This window comes from Streptomyces sp. NPDC053750 (assembly GCF_044544295.1).
Taxonomy (GTDB): Bacteria; Actinomycetota; Actinomycetes; order Streptomycetales; family Streptomycetaceae; genus Streptomyces.
In genome coordinates, this window is record NZ_JBITXB010000006.1 from 1 (window position 1) to 20,784 (window position 20,784).

Sequence of the window (20,784 nt, forward strand, 5' to 3'; positions counted from 1 at the left end):
AGGGCAGCGAGGAATACCTCGACAGCGAGAAGTACCAGCTCAAACCCCGCGACTGGGCCGCCGCCGCCCGCGAGGGCCGCACCATCGCCCCCCTCGTCACCAGGCTCAACACCATCCGGCGCGAGAACCCGGCCCTCCACCAACTGCGCGATCTGCACTTCCACCCCACGGACAAGGAGGCGGTGATCGCCTACTCGAAGCGGCAGGGGTCGAACACGGTTCTGGTGGTCGTGAACCTCGACCCCCACCACACCCAGGAGGCCACGGTCTCGTTGGACATGCCGCAACTCGGCCTGGACTGGCACGAGTCGGTTCCGGTGCGCGACGAGCTCACCGGCGAGACCTACCACTGGGGCAGGGCCAACTATGTGCGCCTGGAGCCGGGCCGTACGCCCGCGCACGTCTGCACGGTTCTGCGACCGTCCCACCCGCAGATCGGAGGGTCACCCACCACATGATCGTCAACGAGCCCGTGCCGGACACCTTCGAGGACACACCGGCCAAGGACCGGGACCCGGACTGGTTCAAACGAGCCGTCTTCTACGAGGTCCTCGTCCGCTCCTTCCAGGACAGCAACGGCGACGGCGTCGGTGACCTCAAGGGCCTCACCGCCAAACTGGACTACCTCCAATGGCTGGGCGTGGACTGCCTCTGGCTCCCGCCCTTCTTCAAGTCACCTCTGCGCGACGGCGGCTACGACGTCTCCGACTACACCGCCGTCCTGCCCGAGTTCGGCGACCTCGCCGACTTCGTCGAGTTCGTCGACGCCGCCCACCAGCGCGGCATGCGCGTGATCATCGACTTCGTCATGAACCACACCAGCGACCAGCACCCGTGGTTCCAGGAGTCACGCAGCAATCCGGACGGCCCCTACGGCGACTACTACGTGTGGGCGGACGACGACAAGCAGTTCCAGGACGCGCGGATCATCTTCGTCGACACCGAGGCGTCGAACTGGACCTACGACCCGGTCCGCAAGCAGTACTTCTGGCACCGCTTCTTCTCCCACCAGCCCGACCTCAACTACGAGAACCCGGCCGTGCAGGAGGAGATGATCTCCGCCCTGAAGTTCTGGCTGGACCTGGGCATCGACGGGTTCCGGCTGGACGCGGTGCCGTACCTCTACCAGGAGGAGGGCACCAACTGCGAGAACCTCCCGGCCACGCACGCCTTCCTGAAGCGGGTGCGCAAGGAGATCGACGCGCAGTACCCGGACACGGTGGTGCTGGCGGAGGCCAACCAGTGGCCCGAGGACGTCGTCGACTACTTCGGCGACTACGCCTCCGGCGGCGACGAGTGCCACATGGCCTTCCACTTCCCCGTCATGCCCCGCATCTTCATGGCGGTCCGCCGCGAGTCCCGCTACCCGGTCTCCGAGATCCTCGCCAAGACCCCGGCGATCCCGTCCGGCTGCCAGTGGGGCATCTTCCTGCGCAACCACGACGAGCTGACCCTGGAGATGGTCACCGACGAAGAGCGCGACTACATGTGGGCCGAGTACGCCAAGGACCCCCGCATGCGCGCCAACATCGGCATCCGCCGGCGCCTGGCCCCGCTCCTCGACAACGACCGCAACCAGATCGAGCTGTTCACGGCCCTGCTGCTCTCCCTGCCCGGCTCGCCGATCCTCTACTACGGCGACGAGATCGGCATGGGCGACAACATCTGGCTCGGCGACCGCGACGCGGTCCGCACCCCGATGCAGTGGACCCCGGACCGCAACGCGGGCTTCTCGTCGTCGGACCCGGGGCGGCTCTACCTGCCCACGATCATGGACCCGGTCTACGGCTACCAGGTCACGAACGTCGAGGCGTCCATGGCCTCGCCGTCCTCCCTGCTGCACTGGACCCGCCGGATGATCGAGATCCGCAAGCAGAACCACGCCTTCGGCCTGGGCACCTACACCGAACTGCCGTCCTCCAACCCGGCGGTGCTGGCCTTCCTGCGGGAGCACGAGGACGACCTGGTGCTGTGCGTCCACAACTTCTCCCGGTTCGCCCAGCCCACCGAGCTCGATCTGAGCGCCTTCACCGGACGCCATCCGGTCGAGCTGTTCGGCGGCGTCCGATTCCCGGCGGTCGGCGAACTGCCGTACCTGCTGACCCTGGCGGGGCACGGCTTCTACTGGTTCCGCCTGCGCAAGGACGCCCTCTAGGCCGTACCTCGGCCAGACCTGGGCCGGACCGGCCCGATCCCCGGGCGGCGCGGTTTCCGCCGCCCCGCCCGGGGCACGCATCAGTAACACCCCGACGACACCGGGGAAAGGACGCGACGCCATGTCGGAAGCCGTCACACGCACCGTCACGAGCCCGCCAGGCCTCCTGGCGTCACTTGATCCACTGCTGCGGGACTGGCTGCCGCGGCAACGCTGGTTCGCGGGCAAGGGACGTCCGGTCACCGGGTTCTCGCTGGTCGCCGCCACCGAACTGCTGCCGCCCGACGCCCGGGTCGGCCTGTACCACGTGCTCGTGCGCGCCCATCAGCAGCTCGTGCCGGCCCCGGCCTCCCCCGAGCAGCCCGGCGACTGCTACCAGCTCCTCATAGGCGTGCGCGAGGCGCTGCCGCCCCGGCTGGCGCCCGCGCTCATCGGGCATGTGACCGAGGGCCCCCTGGCCGGACGCACCGCCTACGACGCCCTGCACGACACCCGGCCCGCCGAGGTGCTCCTGGAGGCCCTGCGCACCCAGGCCCGCATCGGCGGGCTTCGCTTCGAGCGGGACCGGGACCGGGAGATCCGCACCGGACTGGTGCCGCGGCTGATGACCGCCGAGCAGTCGAACTCGTCGGTCGTGTATGGAGATACGTTCATTCTCAAGGTGTTGCGCCGGATCGTGCCCGGCATCAACCCCGACCTGGAGCTGCCGCTGGCGCTGGCCCGCGCGGGCTGCCCCCGGGTGCCGGCGCCGGCCGGGTGGATGGTGGCGGACCTGGGCGGCCGCACCTGGGTGCTGGGCGTGCTCCAGCCGTACGTGCAGGGCGCGACGGACGGCTGGGAGCTGGCCCTGCGCGAACTGGCCAAGGGGCAGGACTTCACCGCCGAGGCACGGGCGCTGGGGCGGGCCACCGCCGAGGTGCACACCGCGCTGGCCCGCGCGCTGCCGACCGTCACCCTCGGCCACGCCCAGATGCGCCGGCTCGCCGACGGCATGATCGAACGGCTGGAGGAGGCCGCGCAGGCGGTGCCCCTGCTGCGGCCGTACGCGCCCGCGCTGCGCACCGCCTTCACGGCCCTGGCCGACCTCGCCGCCGAGGGGCGGACCTGGACGGCGCAGCGCGTCCACGGCGACCTGCACCTGGGCCAGTGCCTGCGGTCGCCCTCCGGCCAGTGGTCGCTGATCGACTTCGAGGGGGAGCCGGCGAAACCGCTGGCCGAGCGGCGGATGCCCCAGCCGCCGGTGCGGGACATCGCCGGCATGCTGCGCTCCTTCGACTACGCCGCGCACTCGGCCGACGCCCCCGTGCCGGGCTGGGCCGAGGCGTGCCGGGCCGCGTACTGCACCGGGTACGCGGAGATCGGCGGCCGTGACCCGCGCACCGACCCGGTGATGCTGCGCGCCCACGAGACGGACAAGGCGGTCTACGAGGTCCTGTACGAGGCCCGGCACCGTCCCGACTGGCTTGCGGTGCCGCTGTCCGCGGTGCACCGCCTGGCCACGCCCGAACCGGTGTGACGCCGGTGCCGGACCCCCTTCCTGATCCCACTTCGCCCAGGAGGCCCCGCCCGTGACCCCCCGCCCCTCGTCCAGCGGCCCCGACCCGAAGAAGACGGCCGAGGAGAAGAGCGCCGCGAAGAAGGCGGCGCCGCCTCAGAAGGCGGTGGCCCAGAAGAAGACCGCGAAGGCGACACCTGCGAAGAAGGTGCCCGCCAAGAAGACGACTGCTGCGAAGACGACTGCTGTGAAGAAGGCGGCTGTGAAGAAGGCCGTCTCCAAGAAGGCCACGGCGAAGACCTCGAAGAAGGCCCCTGCCAAGAAGGCACCCGCGGCCACCGTCCCCGCCCCGGCCGAGGTCGCCGCCTCTCCCGTCCTCGACCCCGTCGACCGGGAGCGGCTGCTCGCCGGCACGCATCACGACCCGCACTCCGTGCTCGGCGCCCACCGGATACCCGGCGGAGTCGCCTTCCGGGCCCTACGGCCGTACGCCCGAGGGGTCACCGTCCTGTCCGGGGAGCTGCGGGCGGAGCTGCACGACGACGGGGGCGGGTTCTTCTCGGCGCTGCTGCCGCTGACCGAGGTCCCCGCCTACCGGCTGCTGGTGACGTACGACGGGACGGTCCAGGAGGTCGAGGATCCGTACCGCTTCCTGCCCACGCTGGGCGATCTGGACCTGCATCTGATCGGCGAGGGCCGGCACGAGCAGCTGTGGCAGGCGCTCGGCGCGCACCCGACGACCCACGAGGGCGTCCCCGGCACCCGCTTCACGGTGTGGGCGCCCAACGCGCGCGGGGTGCGGGTGGCCGCCGGCTTCAACTTCTGGGACGGCACCGGTCACCCGATGCGCTCGCTCGGTGCCACCGGTGTGTGGGAGCTGTTCCTGCCCGGTGTCGGCGCGGGCGAGCTCTACAAGTTCGAGATCACCCGCCCCGACGGCTCGCGCACCTTCCGCGCCGACCCGCTGGCCCGCCGTACCGAGGTGCCGCCCGCCACGTCCTCCGTCGTACACGCCTCGGACTACACCTGGGGCGACGAGGAGTGGCTGGCCCGGCGTGCGGAGGCGCCCGCGCACGAGGCGCCGATGTCGGTGTACGAGGTCCACCTGCCCTCCTGGCGTCCGGGACTGACGTACCGGGAGCTGGCCGAGCAGCTGCCCGCCTACGTCGGCGACCTCGGCTTCACGCACGTCGAGCTGATGCCGGTCGCCGAGCACCCCTTCGGCGGCTCGTGGGGCTACCAGGTCACCGGCTTCTACGCGCCCACGGCCCGCCTCGGCGACCCGGACGACTTCAAGTACCTGGTCGACGCGCTGCACCGGGCCGGCATCGGCGTCCTGATGGACTGGGTGCCGGCGCACTTCCCGCGCGACGACTGGGCGCTGGCCGAGTTCGACGGCCGTCCGCTGTACGAGCACACCGATCCGCTGCGGGCCGCGCACCCGGACTGGGGCACGCTGGAGTTCGACTTCGGGCGCCGGGAGGTGCGCAACTTCCTGGTCGCCAACGCCGTGTACTGGTGCGAGGAGTTCCACATCGACGGTCTGCGGGTCGACGCGGTCGCCTCGATGCTCTACCTGGACTACTCGCGCGAGCCGGGCCAGTGGACGCCGAACGAGCACGGGGGCCGGGAGAACCTGGACGCGGTGGCGTTCCTCCAGGAGATGAACGCGACGGTGTACCGGCGGGTGCCGGGCGTGGTGACGGTCGCGGAGGAGTCGACGGCCTGGGACGGGGTCACCCGGGCCACCCACCACAAGGGGCCCAGCGGTTTCGGCGGTCTCGGTTTCGGGCTGAAGTGGAACATGGGCTGGATGCACGACTCGCTCCAGTACATGAGCCACGAGCCGGTGCACCGCAAGTACCACCACGGCGAGATGACCTTCTCCATGGTGTACGCGTACAGCGAGAACTACGTGCTGCCGATCTCCCACGACGAGGTGGTGCACGGCAAGCAGTCGCTGGTCTCGAAGATGCCCGGCGACTGGTGGCAGCAGCGCGCGAACGAGCGGGCGTACCTGGGCTTCATGTGGGCCCATCCCGGCAAGCAGCTGCTCTTCATGGGGCAGGAGTTCGCGCAGGGCGCCGAGTGGTCCGAGGCCCGCGGCCCCGACTGGTGGCTGCTCGACCCGCAGTACGGGGCGGCGGCGGACCACCGGGGCGTGCTGGACCTGGTCCGCGACCTGAACACCGTCTACCGGGACACGCCGGCGCTCTGGCAGCGCGACACCCACCCCGCCGGTTTCGCGTGGGTGGTCGGGGACGCGGCCGAGGACAACGTCCTCGCGTTCCTGCGTCTGGACGCCGACGGGACGCCGCTGCTGGCGGTGTCGAACTTCTCCCCCGTCGTCCGCACCGACTACCGCCTCGGTGTCCCCGACGAGGTCCCCGCCTGGCACGAGGTGCTCAACACCGACGCCGCGCGGTACGGCGGTGGCGACGTGGGCAACCCGGACCCGGTCAAGCCGGAGCCGCAGGGGTGGCACGGCCGGCCGGCGAGCATCCGGCTGACCCTGCCGCCCCTGGCGACGGTGTGGCTGCGCCCCGCCTGACGATCAGGCCGCGTCCACCAGGCCCTTCGGCAGCGGCTCGGTGTGCAGCACGCCGAGCCGCTGGGTGGCCCGGGTGAGGGCCACGTACAGGTCGCTCGTGCCGTAGCGGCCGGGCTCGACCACCAGGACGGAGTCGAACTCCAGGCCCTTGGACTGGCGCGGGTCGAGAAGGACGACCGTGTGGGTCAGGTCGGGCTCGGCGCCCGCGGTGACCCCGTCCAGCCGGGCGGCGAGCGCGGCGTGCAGCTCGCGCGGGGCGATGACGGCGAGGCGGCCCTCGCCCGGGGTCAGCTCCCGGACGGCCTCGGCGACGGCGGCCGGGAGGTCGTCGGTGGCGCGGATCCAGGGTCGTACACCCGTGGTCCGGACCGAACTCGGCGGTTCGAACCCCGGGTCCTCGGCGCGGACCACGGCCGCCGCGACGTCCATGATCTCGGCCGGGGTGCGGTAGTTGACCCCGAGGCGGGTGTGCTCCCAGCGGTCCTCGACGTAGGGGTCGAGGATCTTCGACCAGGAGCCGACGCCGGCCGCCTCGGCGGTCTGCGCCGGGTCACCGACCAGGGTCATCGAGCGGGTCGGGCAGCGGCGCATCAGCAGCCGCCAGGCCATCGGGGACAGCTCCTGCGCCTCGTCGACGATGATGTGCCCGAAGGCCCAGGTGCGGTCGGCGGCGGCGCGTTCGGCGGCGCTGCGGTGGTCGTCCTCCTCCTGGCGTTCGGCGAACCGCTCGGCGTCGATGATGTCGTGCGCCGACAGCACCTCCGCGTCGTCGTCGTGCTTGTCCTCGAACTCGTAGGTCCGGGAGGCGTACGACACGTCGAGCACGCCCTGCGCGTAGGCGATCTGCTGCTGCCGTTCGCGTTCGGCGCGGGTGCGGGCGATGCGGTCGTCCTCGCCGAGCAGCTCGGCGGCCTCGTCCAGCAGGGGCACGTCGGCGACGGTCCAGCGCCGGGTGACCGGGCGGCGGACGGCGGCGGCGTCCTCGGGGCTCAGGAAGCCCTCGGGGGCGGCGAGGAAGTCGGCGACCAGGCGGTGCGGGGTGAGCCGGGGCCAGAGCTGGTCGATGGCGGACCAGACCTCGGGGTTCTCGGCGAGTTCGTCGCGGATCTGGGTGACGTCGCTCGCGTCGAGCAGGCTGGAGCCGTCGAAGGGGTCGGTGCCGATGCGCTCGGCGTACAGCTCGGTCAGCGTGTTGAGGATGTGCCCCTCGAAGTGCTCGCGGGCCGCGTTGTGCGGCAGCTTCGCGGCGCGGGTGCGCTCGCGGGCGACGCCGACGAGGCCGTCGTCCAGCATCAGGACCTCGCGGTCGTGCTCGATCGCGATCACCGGGTCGGGCAGCGCCTGCCGGTCGCGGACCACCTCGGCGAGCACGTCGGCCATGTCGGCGCGGCCCTTGACCGCCGCCGCCTCGGGCGTGTCCGTCGCCGTGGCCTTCACGCCGGGGAACAGCTCGCCGACCGTGGACAGCAGCACGCCGGTCTCGCCCAGGGAGGGCAGCACCTCGCCGATGTAGCCGAGGAACGCCGGGTTGGGGCCGACGATGAGGACGGCGCGCTTGGCGAGCAGCTCGCGGTGCTCGTAGAGCAGGTAGGCGGCGCGGTGGAGCGCGACGGCCGTCTTGCCGGTGCCGGGGCCGCCCTCGACGACCAGGACGCCGCGGTGCGGGGCGCGGATGATGCGGTCCTGGTCGGCCTGGATGGTCTGCACGATGTCGCCCATGCGGCCGGTGCGCGCCGAGTTCAGCGCGGCGAGCAGCACGGCGTCGCCGGACGGGTCCTCGTGGCCGGTCCGCGTCTGGTCGCCGACGTCGAGGAACTCGTCGTGCAGGGCGGTGACCTCGCGGCCCTCGCTCGCGATGTGCCGGCGGCGGCGCAGGCCCATCGGGGTGTGGCCGGTGGCCAGGTAGAAGGGGCGGGCGACCTCGGCCCGCCAGTCGATCAGGACCGGGGTGCGTTCGGCGTCGTCGGCGCGCAGTCCGATGCGGCCGATGTGGTGACCGGCGCCGGAGGTGAGGTCGATCCGGCCGAAGCAGAGGGAGCCGTCCACCGCGTTGAGCGCGGCGAGCAGCCCGGAGCGCTCGGCGACCAGGATGTCCCGCTCCAGCCGGGCCTGCATGGGGGTGTTGCCCTGCGCGAGGGCGTCCGTGACCGAGACCTCGGTGTCGCCGCGCAGCGCGTCCACGCGTGCGTAGAGTCCGTCGATGAATTCCTGCTCGTGCCGCAATTCATCGTCCGGAAATTCGGTGTTTGACAATTCCACTCCCGGCCGCATATACTGTGCCTACTGAACTTCTTCGCGGCCTCAATTTCCTGAAGTCGCGAATCAACAAATATACGCAGCGAAATCCCCCGAGCGCAATTGCTCGGGGGATTTTCGTGTGCCGGGCCGGTCAGACGACGTCGGCCAGTTCCTCGAGGAGCCGCCGCTTGGGCCGGGAGCCGACCATCGACTTCACCGGCTCACCCCCGCGGAACACCATGAAGGTCGGCATCGACAGCACCTTGTAGGCGTTCGTGGTCGCCGGGTTCCGGTCGACGTTCAGCTGCACCACCCGCAGCCGGTCGCCCTCCTCCTCGGCCAGGGCGCTGAGCACCGGCGCCATCTGCCGGCACGGCGGGCACCAGTCGGCGGTGAACTCCACCAGCACGGGCAGGTCCGACCCGATCACCTCCGCCGCGAAATCCACGTCCGTCACCTCGGGCACCCCGTTGCTCTTCATGCGTGTCCTCCCAGTTCGCACTTGGGCTCCGGACCCCCCGGAACCGCCGCCTCGGCCCGCGCCAGCTGCGCGGCGACCTGTGCGCGCACCGACGTGAGCTGATCGATCAGCGCGTCCAGCTCCGCCAGCTTGCGCCGGTAGACCACCAGGGACGCCGGGCAGGAGTCGCCCTCGGGGTGCCCGGCGCGCAGGCACTCCACGAAGGGGCGGGTCTCCTCCAGGTCGAACCCGAAGTCCTGGAGCGTCCTGATCTGCCGCAGCAGCTTCAGGTCGTCCTCGTCGTAGGTCCGGTAGCCGTTGTCGCCCCGCCGCGCGGGCAGCAGACCCCGCGACTCGTAGTACCGCAGCGTCCGCGTCGTGGTCCCGGCCCGTGCGGCCAGCTCGCCGATTCGCATGGGCACGAACGTAAGCCTTGACGCGGACGTCAAGGCAAGAAGGGGACGTCAAGGCAAGAAGCCCCGCGCCGACATCGCGCGGGGCTTCTTGCGGGGGCCGGGCGGCTGAGCAACGGGGGGAGCACCTCAGCCACCCGGAGTCCGGGGCCTTCGTACGGGCCTCAGGCCCTCGCCAGCTCCTTCTCGCCGCCCTGCTCGGGCAGCTCCGGGCCGCTGTCGTCGTCGGCGCCGTGGTGGTCGTCCAGGAGGGTCTTCTCGTCGAACGGGGCCCGGCCGGCGAGCACCTCGCCCATCCGGTCGCGGTCGATCTCCTTGGTCCAGGTGCCGATCAGGACGGTGGCGACGGCGTTGCCCGCGAAGTTGGTGAGGGCGCGGGCCTCGCTCATGAAGCGGTCGATGCCGACGATGAGGCCGATGCCGTCCACCAGGGCGGGCTTGTGCGACTGGAGGCCACCGGCCAGCGTGGCGAGACCGGCGCCGGAGACACCGGCGGCGCCCTTCGAGGCGACCAGCAGGAAGAGCAGCAGCGGGATCTGCTCGCCGATCGACATCGGCGTACCCATGGCGTCGGCGATGAACAGCGAGGCCATGGTCATGTAGATCATGGTGCCGTCGAGGTTGAACGAGTAGCCGGTCGGGACGGTGATGCCGACCACCGGCTTGCTGACGCCCAGGTGCTCCATCTTGGCGATGAGGCGCGGCAGCGCCGACTCCGAGGAGGAGGTGGAGAGGATCAGCAGGAACTCGCGGCCCAGGTACTTGAAGAGCGAGAGGACGTTGACGCCGGAGATGAGGCGCAGCATCGCGCCCAGCACCAGGAAGACGAAGAGGAAGCAGGTGACGTAGAAGCCGAGCATCAGCACGGCCAGGCTCTTGAGCGCGTCGACGCCGGCCGAGCCGGTGACGGCGGCGATGGCACCGAAGGCACCGATCGGGGCGGCCCACATGATCATCGCCAGGACGCGGAAGACCAGGCGCTGGATGTGCTCGATGCCGCGCAGGACGGGCTGTCCGGCGGAGCCCATGGCCTGCAGGGCGAAGCCGCAGAGCAGGGCGATCAGCAGGGTCTGCAGGACCTCGCCCTCGGTGAACGCGGAGACGATCGTCGTCGGGATGATGCCCATCAGGAACTCGACGGTGCCTTTGGCCTCCGCGTCGACCTGCGCCTGACCGGTCTCCTTCACGGCGTCGGTGACCGCGAGGCCCGTGCCCGGGTCGAGGATGTTGCCGACGACCAGGCCGATGGCGAGGGCCACCAGCGACATCACCAGGAAGTAGACCAGCGCGATACCGCCGACGGCGCCGACCTTGGCGGCCTTGCGCACCGACCCGATGCCCAGCACGATCGTGCAGAAGATGATCGGCGAGATCATCATCTTGATCAGGTTCACGAAGCCGGTGCCGAGCGGCTTCAGCTCGGTCGCGAAGTCGGGGGCGGCGAGACCGACGGCGATACCGAGGGCGACCGCGATGATCACGGCGATGTAGAGATAGTGCGTGCGGTCGCGCTTGGCTTTGGGTGCGGCAGGTGCCGTAGCGGCGTTGCTGGTCACGGCGGCCCTCCTTGACGACGTCGTCGGCATCACCGGCGTGCGGCTCACGTCCGGGGGATGGTGTCGGGGAATGGGTTCGGGGGTTGTTTCGGGGACGCGGTGACTATCTCCCGCGCTGTGAGCGCGGTCACCCTTGCGTTCATTTAGTTCACGATCCGGCCAGGGGGGAGACTGGCGGCATGCGCCTCCGCGTCCCCAGACCCCGCAGCCTGGCCGGTCAGCTCTTCGCCATGCAGGCCGTGCTGATAGCGGTCGTCGTGGCCGGATACGCGCTGTTCACCTACCTCAGCGACCGGGGCCAGGCGGAGGCGGCGGCCGGGCGGCAGGCCCGCGCGGTGTCGCTCGCGATCGCGGACTCGCCGTCCGTGGTGGAGGCGATCCGCACCTCGGACCCGACGGCCCGGCTCCAGCCGTACGCGGTGCGGGTCATGCGGGACACCGACGTGGACTTCGTGACGATCATGGATCCGGAGGGCATCCGCTGGACCCACCCCGACCCGAAGCAGATCGGCCTCCTCTTCCGCGGCCACATCGAGCGGGCGCAGCGCGGCGAGACCTTCACGGAGACCTATACGGGCACGCTCGGGCCCTCGGTGCGCGCGGTCACGCCGGTCAAGGACGGCGAGCGGGTCGTCGGTCTGGTCAGCGCCGGGATCAAGGTCGAGGAGATCAGCAAGCGGGCGCGGGAACAGCTGACGGCGCTGATGGGGGTCGCCGCCGGGGCGCTGCTGCTCGGCGCGGTCGGCACGTACGTGATCAACGCGAGGCTGCGGCGGCACACGCACGGGATGAACGCGGACGAGCTGAGCCGGATGCACGACTACCATCAGGCGGCGCTGCACGCGGTGCGGGAGGGGCTGCTGATGCTGGACGGGCAGTACCGGGTCGCGTTGATCAACGACGGCGGACGGGAGCTGCTGGGCGTGACCGGTGACGTGGTGGGCACCTCGGTCGCCGACCTGGGGCTGCCGGCGCAGCTGACGGGGGCGCTGCTGGCGTCGGAGCCCCGGGTGGACGAGGTGCATCTGACGGCGGAGCGGGTGCTGGTGGTGAACACCTCGCCGGTCTCCGGCGGTGAGCGGCGTGGCACGGTGGTGACGCTGCGGGACGTGACCGAGCTCCAGTCGCTGATGGGCGAGCTGAACTCCGAGCGCGGCTTCACCCAGGCGCTGCGCTCCCAGGCGCACGAGGCGGCGAACCGGCTGCACACGGTCGTCTCGCTGATCGAGCTGGGGCGCGCGGAGGAGGCCGTGGAGTTCGCGACGGCCGAGCTGGAGCTGGCGCAGGCGCTCACCGACCAGGTGGTGGCGGCGGTGGGCGAGCCGGTGCTGGCCGCGCTGCTGCTGGGCAAGACGGCGCAGGCCAATGAGCGGGGAGTGGAGCTGGTGGTGTCGCAGGACAGCCGACTGGACGACGGTCTGCTGCCACCGTCCCTGCCCGCCCGGGACCTGGTCACGATCCTGGGCAACCTGGTGGACAACGCGGTGGACGCGGCCCAGGGCCGGGTGCCGTCACGGGTGACGGTGGCGGCGTACACCGAGGCGGCCGGCGCGGACTCGACGGCGGGCGGCTCCGAGCTGGTGCTGCGGGTGTCGGACACGGGGGCCGGGGTCGATCCCGCCCACGCCGACCTGGTCTTCCAGCGGGGTTTCTCGACGAAGCCGGCCGGTGAGGGCGGCCGTGGCCTGGGGCTGGCGCTGGTCCGGCAGGCGGTGCAGCGGCACGGCGGCACCCTGACCGTGACGGAGGCCGAGGGCGGCGGCGCCCGTTTCGAGGCCCGGCTGCCGCTGGACGACCCCGGGGGCCGCGCGCCGGCCCTGGGCACGCCGACGGGCAGACATGAGCCCGGGGGTGCCGTATGAGCACCGCCGAGCAGCCCATCCGCGTCCTGGTCGTCGAGGACGACCCCGTCGCCGCCGACGCGCACATGATGTACGTCGGCCGGGTGCCGGGGTTCACGGCGGTCGGCAAGGCCCACACCGGTGCGGAGGCCCGGCGCCTGCTGGACCGTACGCCGGTGGACCTGCTCCTCCTCGACCTGCACCTTCCCGATGTGCACGGGCTGCAGCTGGCCCGTTCCCTGCGGGCGGCGGGGCATCACACCGACGTGATAGCGGTGACGTCGGCGCGGGACCTGACGGTCGTACGGGAGGGCGTCTCGCTGGGCGTCGTGCAGTACGTGCTGAAGCCGTTCACCTTCGCGACGCTGCGGGACCGGCTGGTGCGGTACGCCGAGTTCCGGGGCGCCGCCGGGGAGGCGAGCGGCCAGGACGAGGTCGACCGCGCACTGGCCACGCTCCGGGCTCCCGGTCCGGCCGCCCTGCCGAAGGGCCTGAGCGGCCCGACGCTGGAGCGGGTGACGGGCGCACTGCGGGGCGCGGAGGAGGGCCTCACGGCGGCCGGAGTCGCAGAGGCGGTGGGCATCTCGCGCATCACGGCCCGGCGCTATCTGGAGCACCTGGTGGACGCGGGGCGGGCCGGACGGAGCCCGCTGTACGGGCAGGTGGGGCGGCCGGAGTTGGTGTACCGGTGGGTGCGGGGAGTGGAGAAGGGGCGTTAGGGGGCGTCGAGCGCGCTCACGCCGCCTTCGCGTACCACACGACCTGCGAGCCCAGCCCCGCCACGGCGAGCGCCTCCAGTACCGACAGCGCGACGAGCAGTCCTCCGGCGTCCCCGTTCGCCCAGAACACGATCAGCGCCGCCAGCGGCACCGCGCAGAACGCCGTCAGGTCGATCACGGTCTGAATGGTCTTGCGGGACCGGCGCCGGGTGTCGCTCCGGTGGTATGCCTCCCATCCGAAGGTCGTGAAACCGCTCCCGTGCGCCGCGAGTCCGGCCAGCCGGGGACCCAGATCGTCCCGGACGTACAACCCGATGGCCGAGATCTTCTCGTCGTTGACGAGGTAGGTCCATCCGAGGACGAGACACACCGGCGGCAGTGCCAGCAGCATCGAGGGCTGCTTCGCCTGGGCCGTGGCGGCGATGACGGCGGCGACCACCGCGAGGGTGACGTACAGCAGGTTGTCCCGGAAGCCGATCCTCGCCTTCTGCTCGTCCTTCACGCTCTGGTACTCGGCGAGCAGCAACTGCCCGACGGTGACGTCCTGTTCCGGCACTCGATTCCCTTCTCCCGGCTCTTGCCCATGACCCTGCGGCGGCCCCGGAGGAGCGCCCCTCTCGAGCCTCACCGTCCGGGTGGAGTCTCAGCGCCACGCGTGGCGGATCCTCAACCGTCCGAATCCCATGGTCCCGGAGATGCGGATCCTGGGTCCGCCCGGTCGGGAAGGCCGCCGGACCTTGTACCTCACGTCCTTCCACCCCGCGTGCAGGTCCTCGACCTCCACGACCGCGTCGCGAGGCACCGTGATTCTGGCCCCGCCTGTGCCGAGTTGCAGCTCGATGTCGACGACCGGGTGCTCGATGATCGCCCGGGACAGATCCAGGCGCACCCTTCCGTATGCGGACCCGACCTTGAGGATCCGAGGCACCCGCCATGCGCCGCGCCGCCGGATCCGTCCGCCGGCGACGGCGATCGTCGACGTGGTGTCCGGCTGCGCCTGCGGGAGCGAGGCCAGGGCCGACGCGAGTTCGTCGTGCGCCTCGGCGGTGAGCACCCGGTGAAGGCGTCGGTCCAACTCCTCGTGCGAAAGGAGCCCTTTGGTGTACGCCTCCTGCAGGCGCCGCACGGCCGTGTCGCGGTCGTCCTCGCCGATCAACGGCGAGGAGTCTTCCGGTAAGGAGGTCACCGTTTCACCCTACTGGCGTGCCGGCTCCTCCCGCCTCGGGTCGGCCCGGTCCGCAGCGATCGAGTGCGGCCCGAACCCGGTTGAGCCCCTCCACTCTCCAATGGTCCCGGTCGGGCATGTGGTCGACCCGGCGCCAACGCCAGGCCGAGAACATCGCCCAGTTCAGGGCGCGGCAACGGTGAAGCAGTCCGTGGTCGGCTCCCCTGTAGTGCTGCGCCACGTCATCGGGCGCGTGGGCGAGGTCGAACTCGACCGGCCCTCGGCAGCACGTGGCGAGGTCCACGAAGAGCGGCCCTCTCCTCGTGTTCAGGAGGTTGCCCGGATGCGGCTCCCCGTGCAACAACTGGTCGTCGGCTCGGTCGGTACCGACGGCCGCGCCCAGTCCGCCGAGTGTGTCGCTGAGGAGTCTCCGGTCCGGTTCGGGCAGCTCGGGGGAGTGCTCCCGGTCGTTCACCTCTCGCAATGCCAGGGCGACTCGATCGGTGAAGTGCGGCGCGTCCAGATCGACCTGCCGCAGGGCGGCATGGTGCCGCAGGAGCGCGTCTGCGTAGTCGGTCGACGCGATCTCCGATCCCACAGGTTCGTAATAGGTCCAGAGCGAGACGGCGAAGGCATCACGCACATGGACGCGGGACTCGACCCGAGGGTCGAGCTCGGCCACCGGAGCGTCGCCGTCGGCGAGACGGCGGGCAACCTCTACTTCGAACTCCGAGGCGGCCAGATGCCCCAGAGGTGCGACCCGCGCCAGTACACCGCAGGGGACCAGGTGCAGCGCGACGCGGTCCGAGTCGTGGACAACGACGACGTCGTCGACGTCGAGCCCGAGCTCCGAAGCGGTCGCCCGTCCTGCCTCGACCGCGCGGCGGAGTTCCGATGCCTCCATGTGTTCTCCCTTGTCGACGGAGCCATTACCGAAGGATTGACCTGACTAGACCACTCCTCTTACGTTCACTGAGCAGTACTTCCGGCCACAACGACGTAGGCCAACAGGAGGTCGTGCCCGTGCGTCACACCGTCCGGTTCACCGCTCTGTTCACCCTCACCGCGCTCGCCTCCACCACCCTCGCCGCCTGCGGCAGCGGTTCCGGCAGCGATGCGGACACGGTGAAAGTCTCCTTCAAGCAGTCGACGGACAACTCCATCAAGGTGATGGACACGTATCTCGCCGACATCAAGAAGCAGTTCGAGAAGGCCAACCCGGGGAAGAAGGTCGAGCTCGTACCCATCAAGGCCCCGGACTCGGAGTACTACACCAAGCTCCAGCAGATGCTCCGCTCCCCCAAGACCGCGCCGGACCTGGTCTACGAGGACACCTTCCTCATCAACTCGGACATCACCAGCGGGTACTTGAAGCCCCTCGACGACTACCTCGCCGAGTGGAAGGACTGGGACCGGTTCATCGACACCGCGAAGGCCGCGGCGAAGGGCGAGGACGGCAAGACGTACGGCGTGCCGGACGGCACCGACACCCGTGGGCTGTGGTTCAGCAAGGACGTGTTCGCCAAGGCCGGGCTGCCCGCCGACTGGCAGCCCAGGACGTGGGACGACGTACTCGCCGCGGCCCGGACCATCAAGGAGAAGGTCCCCGGAGTCGTCCCCCTCAACGTCTACACCGGCAAGCCCGCCGGTGAGGCCGCCACCATGCAGGGCTTCGAGATGCTGCTGTACGGCACGAACGACGGGACCTCCGACCCCCTCTACGACAAGGGCAGCAAGAAGTGGATCACGGCGGGGAAGGGGTTCGAGGACTCCCTCGCCTTCGTGGAGACCGTGTACAAGGAGAAGCTCGGCCCGGAGGTCTCCGACGCGCTCGACCCCAACTTCGGCACCAAGGTGCGCGGTGAGCTGCTCCCCCAGGGCAAGCTCGGCATCGCCCTCGACGGCTCCTGGCTGCCGCAGGACTGGCTGGAGGGCAGCGGGCACGAGTGGCCCGAGTGGTCGAAGGAGCTGGGGCTGGCGGCCATGCCGACGCAGAACGGGCAGGCGCCGGGCCGGGTGAGCATGTCCGGCGGCTGGACCTGGGCGATCCCGGCCAAGGCGGCCAACCCCGACCTCGCCTTCGAGTTCGTCAAGACGATGCAGACCAAGGCCAACGCCCAGAAGTGGTACATCGCCAACTCCGGCATCGCGGTCCGCGAGGACGTCGCGAACGACCCCGCGTACGTCCGGGCCCAGCCCGGCATCGAGTTCTTCACCGACCTCGTCGCCGACACCCACTACCGGCCCGCCTACCCGGCGTATCCGAAGGTGTCCGTCGCCATCCAGGAGGCCATGGAGGGCGTGACGACCGGTGACAAGTCGGTCGAGGAGGCGGCCCGCGGCTACGACGAGGCGCTGAAGGAGGCCACCGACAACCAGGTGGTCGGCAGGTGACCGCGTCGCGGTCCGTCACCGTCCGCCGCTCGCTGCTGCGCGCCCTGCCCCTCTCCCCCGCCCTCGTCCTGCTGCTGCTCTTCCTCGCCGGCCCGATCGCCTACTGCGTCGTCATCGCCTTCACCGACCTCCAGCTCACCGGGCAGGCCGAGGAGTCCTTCGTCGGCTTCGAGAACTTCCGGCGGGCGTTCCAGGACGAGGCGTTCCTCAACGCCGTGTGGCTGACCCTGGTGTTCACGGTGGTGTCGTCGCTGATCGGGCAGAACACCCTGGGACTCGCGCTGGCGTCGCTGATGCAGCGGGCCTCGAAGCCGGTCCGTACGCTCACCGGCGGCATCGTGGTCACGGCGTGGGTGCTGCCGGAGGTGGTGGCGGGCTTCCTGCTCTACGCCTTCTTCCGACGTGAGGGCACCCTCAACGCCATCCTGGACCAGCTCCACCTCCCCTCCCAGAACTGGCTGTTCACGCTGCCGATCCTGGCGGTGTCCTTCGCCAACGTCTGGCGCGGCACGGCGTTCTCGATGCTCGTCTACTCCGCTGCCCTGAACGAGATCCCGAAGGAGGTCACCGAGGCCGCCGAGGTCGACGGGGCGAGCGGCTGGCGCCGGATGTGGCACATCACCCTGCCGATGATCCGGCGCTCCATCGGCACCAACCTCATGCTCAACACCCTGCAGACCCTGTCGGTCTTCGGGCTGATCTGGGTGATGACGCGGGGCGGGCCGAGCGGCAAGAGCCAGACGCTGCCGCTGTTCATGTACGAGCAGGCCTTCCAGAACAGCCTGATCGGCTACGGCACGGCGGTGGCGCTGCTGCTGTTGCTGATCGGGTCGCTGTTCTCGGTCGTGTACCTGCGCCTGCTGCGGACGGAGGTCTGACAAATGGCGTCCACGCTCGCGCCCCGGCGCACCCCCGCGTCCCGGCGCACACCCGCGCCTCGTCGCACACCCGCGTCCCGTCGCACCCGGCGCCGCCTTGCCGCCGACGCCGGGCTGCTGGTGGCCGCCGCCGCCTTCGTGCTCCCGCTGGCCTGGGTGGTGCTGTCCGCCCTGGACCCGCGCGCGAGCCTGAAGGTGAAGGTCCCCGACGGGGTGACCCTGGAGCACTTCGACGCGATCCTCACCCCGGAGATCACCTTCACCCCGCTGCTCAACAGCCTGATCCTGTGCGGCGGCGCGACCCTGCTGACGGTGGGGTGCGCGGCGCTCGCGGCGTATCCGCTCTCCCGTTTCCGGTCGCGGCTGAACCGGCCGTTCCTGCTGACGATCCTGTTCGCGACCAGCCTCCCCATCACGGCGATCATGGTGCCGGTCTACGCCCTCTTCGTGCGGGTGAACATGATCGACACCATGCAGGGGACGATCTTCTTCTTCGCCGCCTCCCAGCTCCCCTTCGCCATCTGGCTGATGAAGAACTTCATGGACGGCGTCCCCAGGGAGCTGGAGGAGGCGGCGTGGACGGACGGGGCGTCGTCGTTCCAGTCGCTGCTGCGGATCGTGCTGCCGCTGATGGGACCGGGGGTGGCGGTGGTGACGGTGTTCTCGTTCGTGATGATGTGGGGGAACTTCTTCGTCCCCTTCATGCTGCTGCTCACCCCGGACCAGATGCCCGCCTCGGTGAGCATCAACGACTTCTTCGGCAACCGGGGCATGGTGGCGTACGGGCAGCTGGCGGCGTTCTCGATCGTGTACTCGACGCCGGTCGTCCTGCTGTACGTGCTGATCTCCCGGCGGCTGGGCGGGGGGTTCGCGCTGGGCGGGGCGGTCAAGGGGTGAGGGCGTGCGGCGACGGGCGCGCGCCCGTAGGTTCGTACAATGCGTATCGCTGGCTGAACAGCCTGTAGTCAAGGTGCGCCGGTACCCCTACGGTGTGGCGCGTGCGCCGACCCTCACCTCACCCGAACCCGTCGGGTCCCCCGTTCAACGCCCTCGCCGCCCGCCGGCTGCGTGCCGCCCTCAACATGGGGCCCGAGCACGTCGCCCACGGCATGCGGGTGTCGTACGGACTGCCGTACGTCACCCCGGACCACGTCATCGCCTGGGAGCGCGGCGTCGCCTCCCCCGCCGGTTCCGAGCTCACCGCGCTCGCCGGGGTGCTGTGGTGCTCGCCCGGCGACCTGATAGGCCGCCCGCAGACCCTGCGCGAGCACCGCGTCGCGCGCGGTCTGGCGCCGGAGGACGTGGCCCGTGCCGCCGGGGTCGCGCTCGCGGCCTACCTGCGGATGGAGGAGACGGACGGCTGGCGCGGCACCGACCGGCAGTCGGCCGCGCTGGCCGACGTGCTGGAGCTCGCGCTGCCCGACTTCGTGACCGTCACGGGGCGCGAGGAGAAGCTCGCCGAGCTGCTGACCAGCGCCGTCACCACCCGCTGGCAGGGGTACGTGCGTCCGGTCGCCAAGATCGCCCCGCTGGACCGCCGGGTGCTGGAGAACGTCCTCCAGGTGCTGCACCAGGACTACCAGGGGCACATGACCGCCACCCTCAGCTGGGGCGGCGGCGGCCCCGACTCCAGCACGGCGGGCCGTGACTTCCTCGACCGGATCGTGGAGCACTTCTGGGCGGCGGTCGAGAAGCACCCGTGACGCCCGATGCCCGAGAAGCACCCGCGACCCACCCAGGCCCCAGGACCTGGGGCGCAGGGCGTCTAGAAGACCGACTCCGCCTCGTCCATCCGGTCCTTCGGCACCGTCTTCAGCTCCGTCACGGCCTGAGCGAGCGGCACCATGACGACGTCCGTGCCGCGCAGCGCGGTCATCCGGCCGAACTCGCCCCGGTGCGCGGCCTCCACCGCGTGCCAGCCGAAGCGGGTGGCGAGCACCCTGTCGTACGCGGTCGGTACGCCGCCGCGCTGGACGTGGCCGAGGATGACCGGCTTGGCCTCCTTGCCGAGCCTGCGCTCCAGCTCGTACGCCAGGGCCGTGCCGATGCCCTGGAAGCGCTCGTGGCCGAACTTGTCGATCGCGCCCTTGCCGTAGTCCATGGTGCCCTCGGCGGGGTGGGCGCCCTCGGCGACGCAGACCACGGCGAACTTCTTGCCGCGGGCGAAACGCTCCTCGACCATCTTGACCAGGTCGGCGGGGTCGAAGGGGCGCTCGGGCAGGCAGATGCCGTGGGCGCCGGCGGCCATGCCGGACTCCAGGGCGATCCAGCCGGCGTGGCGGCCCATGACCTCGACGACCATCACGCGCTGGTGGGACTCGGCGGTGGTCTTCAGGCGGTCCATCGCCTCGGTGGCCACGCCGACGGCGGTGTCGAAGCCGAAGGTGCGGTCGGTGGAGGAGATGTCGTTGTCGATCGTCTTCGGCACGCCGACCACCGGGAGACCGGCGTCGGACAGCATCCGGGCGGCCGTCAGCGTGCCCTCGCCGCCGATCGGGATCAGCGCGTCGATGCCGAAGTTCTGGATCATGTCGCCGGCGTTCTCGCAGGCCTCGCGGAGCCGGTCGCGCTCCAGGCGCGAGGAGCCGAGGATGGTGCCGCCGCGGGCCAGGATGCCGCTGACCGCGTTCAGGTCGAGGACGCGGTAACGGCCGTCGAGCAGGCCCGCGTAACCGTCCTCGAAGCCGATGACCTCGTCGCCGTAGTTGTCGACCGCTCGGTGCACGACCGACCGGATCACTGCGTTCAGGCCGGGGCAGTCGCCGCCTGCGGTGAGAACTCCGATACGCATCGTGCTGTGTCTCCTGCTCGCTGTGGACACCGGTGAGCCGATCCCAATTGTTTCACGGCCCGGGCGCCGAGGGGCACTGGCGGGCGCTGACGGGCGCCTTATCCATCGCCGGAGGTATTGTCAAGAGG

The 20,784-nt window shown here is 70.8% G+C and carries 18 protein-coding genes; 10 read left to right on the plus strand and 8 right to left on the minus strand.

From position 1 onward, the window contains the following. The 4 genes from ACIGO6_RS18255 to glgB all read left to right on the plus strand — a co-directional run. A partial coding sequence (locus tag ACIGO6_RS18255) for a DUF3459 domain-containing protein (RefSeq protein ID WP_399877056.1) occupies nt 1–458 on the plus strand: 458 nt, incomplete at its 5' end. Then, the gene (gene treS / locus ACIGO6_RS18260) at nt 455–2,155 is read left to right on the plus strand and encodes a maltose alpha-D-glucosyltransferase (RefSeq protein WP_399877059.1); all 1,701 of its coding nucleotides are present in this window, start codon (nt 455–457) and stop codon (nt 2,153–2,155) included. The genes ACIGO6_RS18255 and treS, both read left to right, overlap by 4 nt. A gap of 121 nt (nt 2,156–2,276) precedes the next feature. After that, on the plus strand, nt 2,277–3,671 hold the full coding sequence (locus ACIGO6_RS18265) for a phosphotransferase (protein WP_399877061.1): 1,395 nt from the start codon (nt 2,277–2,279) through the stop codon (nt 3,669–3,671). Between the two features lie 52 nt (nt 3,672–3,723). Continuing rightward, complete coding sequence (glgB, locus tag ACIGO6_RS18270) at nt 3,724–6,201, plus strand: 1,4-alpha-glucan branching enzyme (protein ID WP_399877064.1); 2,478 nt, start codon at nt 3,724–3,726, stop codon at nt 6,199–6,201. 3 nt (nt 6,202–6,204) lie between these two features. Here glgB and ACIGO6_RS18275 read toward each other — a convergent pair whose 3' ends face one another. The 4 genes from ACIGO6_RS18275 to ACIGO6_RS18290 all read right to left on the minus strand — a co-directional run bounded on the left by ACIGO6_RS18275 (nt 6,205) and on the right by ACIGO6_RS18290 (nt 10,868). Beyond that, nucleotides 6,205–8,472 carry a HelD family protein gene (locus tag ACIGO6_RS18275; protein WP_399877066.1) on the minus strand — a complete coding sequence of 756 codons (2,268 nt, stop codon included), beginning with the start codon at nt 8,470–8,472 and terminating at the stop codon, nt 6,205–6,207. A 118-nt stretch (nt 8,473–8,590) separates the two neighbouring features. Next, nucleotides 8,591–8,905, minus strand: a complete 315-nt coding sequence (locus ACIGO6_RS18280) for a thioredoxin (RefSeq protein WP_399878167.1) — start codon at nt 8,903–8,905, stop codon at nt 8,591–8,593. A gap of 11 nt (nt 8,906–8,916) precedes the next feature. Beyond that, nucleotides 8,917–9,315: a MerR family transcriptional regulator gene (locus tag ACIGO6_RS18285; RefSeq protein WP_399877069.1), complete on the minus strand. Its 399-nt coding sequence runs from the start codon at nt 9,313–9,315 to the stop codon at nt 8,917–8,919. A gap of 161 nt (nt 9,316–9,476) precedes the next feature. After that, nucleotides 9,477–10,868, minus strand: a complete 1,392-nt coding sequence (locus ACIGO6_RS18290) for a cation:dicarboxylate symporter family transporter (RefSeq protein ID WP_399877071.1) — start codon at nt 10,866–10,868, stop codon at nt 9,477–9,479. 179 nt (nt 10,869–11,047) lie between these two features. On the opposite strand from ACIGO6_RS18290, the gene ACIGO6_RS18295 reads away from it, so the two are divergent. Together ACIGO6_RS18295 and ACIGO6_RS18300 are read left to right on the plus strand one after the other, a co-directional pair. Continuing rightward, nucleotides 11,048–12,730: an ATP-binding protein gene (locus tag ACIGO6_RS18295; protein ID WP_399877073.1), complete on the plus strand. Its 1,683-nt coding sequence runs from the start codon at nt 11,048–11,050 to the stop codon at nt 12,728–12,730. After that, nucleotides 12,727–13,428, plus strand: a complete 702-nt coding sequence (locus tag ACIGO6_RS18300) for a response regulator (protein ID WP_399877076.1) — start codon at nt 12,727–12,729, stop codon at nt 13,426–13,428. The genes ACIGO6_RS18295 and ACIGO6_RS18300 overlap by 4 nt, the downstream gene beginning before the upstream one ends. Before the next feature lie 16 nt (nt 13,429–13,444). On the opposite strand, the gene ACIGO6_RS18305 is transcribed toward ACIGO6_RS18300, so the two are convergent. From ACIGO6_RS18305 to ACIGO6_RS18315, 3 genes are all read right to left on the minus strand, one after another. Then, on the minus strand, nt 13,445–13,984 hold the full coding sequence (locus ACIGO6_RS18305) for a hypothetical protein (RefSeq protein WP_399877079.1): 540 nt from the start codon (nt 13,982–13,984) through the stop codon (nt 13,445–13,447). An 87-nt stretch (nt 13,985–14,071) separates the two neighbouring features. Beyond that, on the minus strand, nt 14,072–14,614 hold the full coding sequence (locus tag ACIGO6_RS18310) for a DUF1707 domain-containing protein (protein ID WP_399877081.1): 543 nt from the start codon (nt 14,612–14,614) through the stop codon (nt 14,072–14,074). A gap of 4 nt (nt 14,615–14,618) precedes the next feature. After that, nucleotides 14,619–15,497: an aminoglycoside phosphotransferase family protein gene (locus ACIGO6_RS18315; protein ID WP_399877084.1), complete on the minus strand. Its 879-nt coding sequence runs from the start codon at nt 15,495–15,497 to the stop codon at nt 14,619–14,621. A 119-nt stretch (nt 15,498–15,616) separates the two neighbouring features. On the opposite strand from ACIGO6_RS18315, the gene ACIGO6_RS18320 reads away from it, so the two are divergent. The 4 genes from ACIGO6_RS18320 to ACIGO6_RS18335 all read left to right on the plus strand — a co-directional run bounded on the left by ACIGO6_RS18320 (nt 15,617) and on the right by ACIGO6_RS18335 (nt 19,568). After that, a complete protein-coding gene (locus ACIGO6_RS18320; protein ID WP_399877085.1) occupies nt 15,617–16,987 on the plus strand; it encodes an extracellular solute-binding protein in 1,371 nt (456 codons plus the stop codon). After that, complete coding sequence (locus ACIGO6_RS18325) at nt 16,984–17,865, plus strand: carbohydrate ABC transporter permease (protein WP_399877088.1); 882 nt, start codon at nt 16,984–16,986, stop codon at nt 17,863–17,865. Before ACIGO6_RS18320 ends, ACIGO6_RS18325 begins: the two co-directional genes overlap by 4 nt. 3 nt (nt 17,866–17,868) lie before the next feature. Then, nucleotides 17,869–18,762 (plus strand): carbohydrate ABC transporter permease, encoded by an 894-nt coding sequence (locus ACIGO6_RS18330; protein ID WP_399877091.1) that lies wholly within the window; start codon nt 17,869–17,871, stop codon nt 18,760–18,762. A 92-nt stretch (nt 18,763–18,854) separates the two neighbouring features. Continuing rightward, nucleotides 18,855–19,568, plus strand: coding sequence for a helix-turn-helix domain-containing protein (locus ACIGO6_RS18335; protein ID WP_399877094.1), 714 nt, complete (start codon nt 18,855–18,857; stop codon nt 19,566–19,568). 62 nt (nt 19,569–19,630) lie between these two features. Here the strand turns inward: ACIGO6_RS18335 and ACIGO6_RS18340 are convergent, their stop codons facing one another. After that, nucleotides 19,631–20,656, minus strand: a complete 1,026-nt coding sequence (locus ACIGO6_RS18340; RefSeq protein ID WP_399877096.1) for an ATP-dependent 6-phosphofructokinase — start codon at nt 20,654–20,656, stop codon at nt 19,631–19,633. Nucleotides 20,657–20,784: the final 128 nt, after the last annotated feature.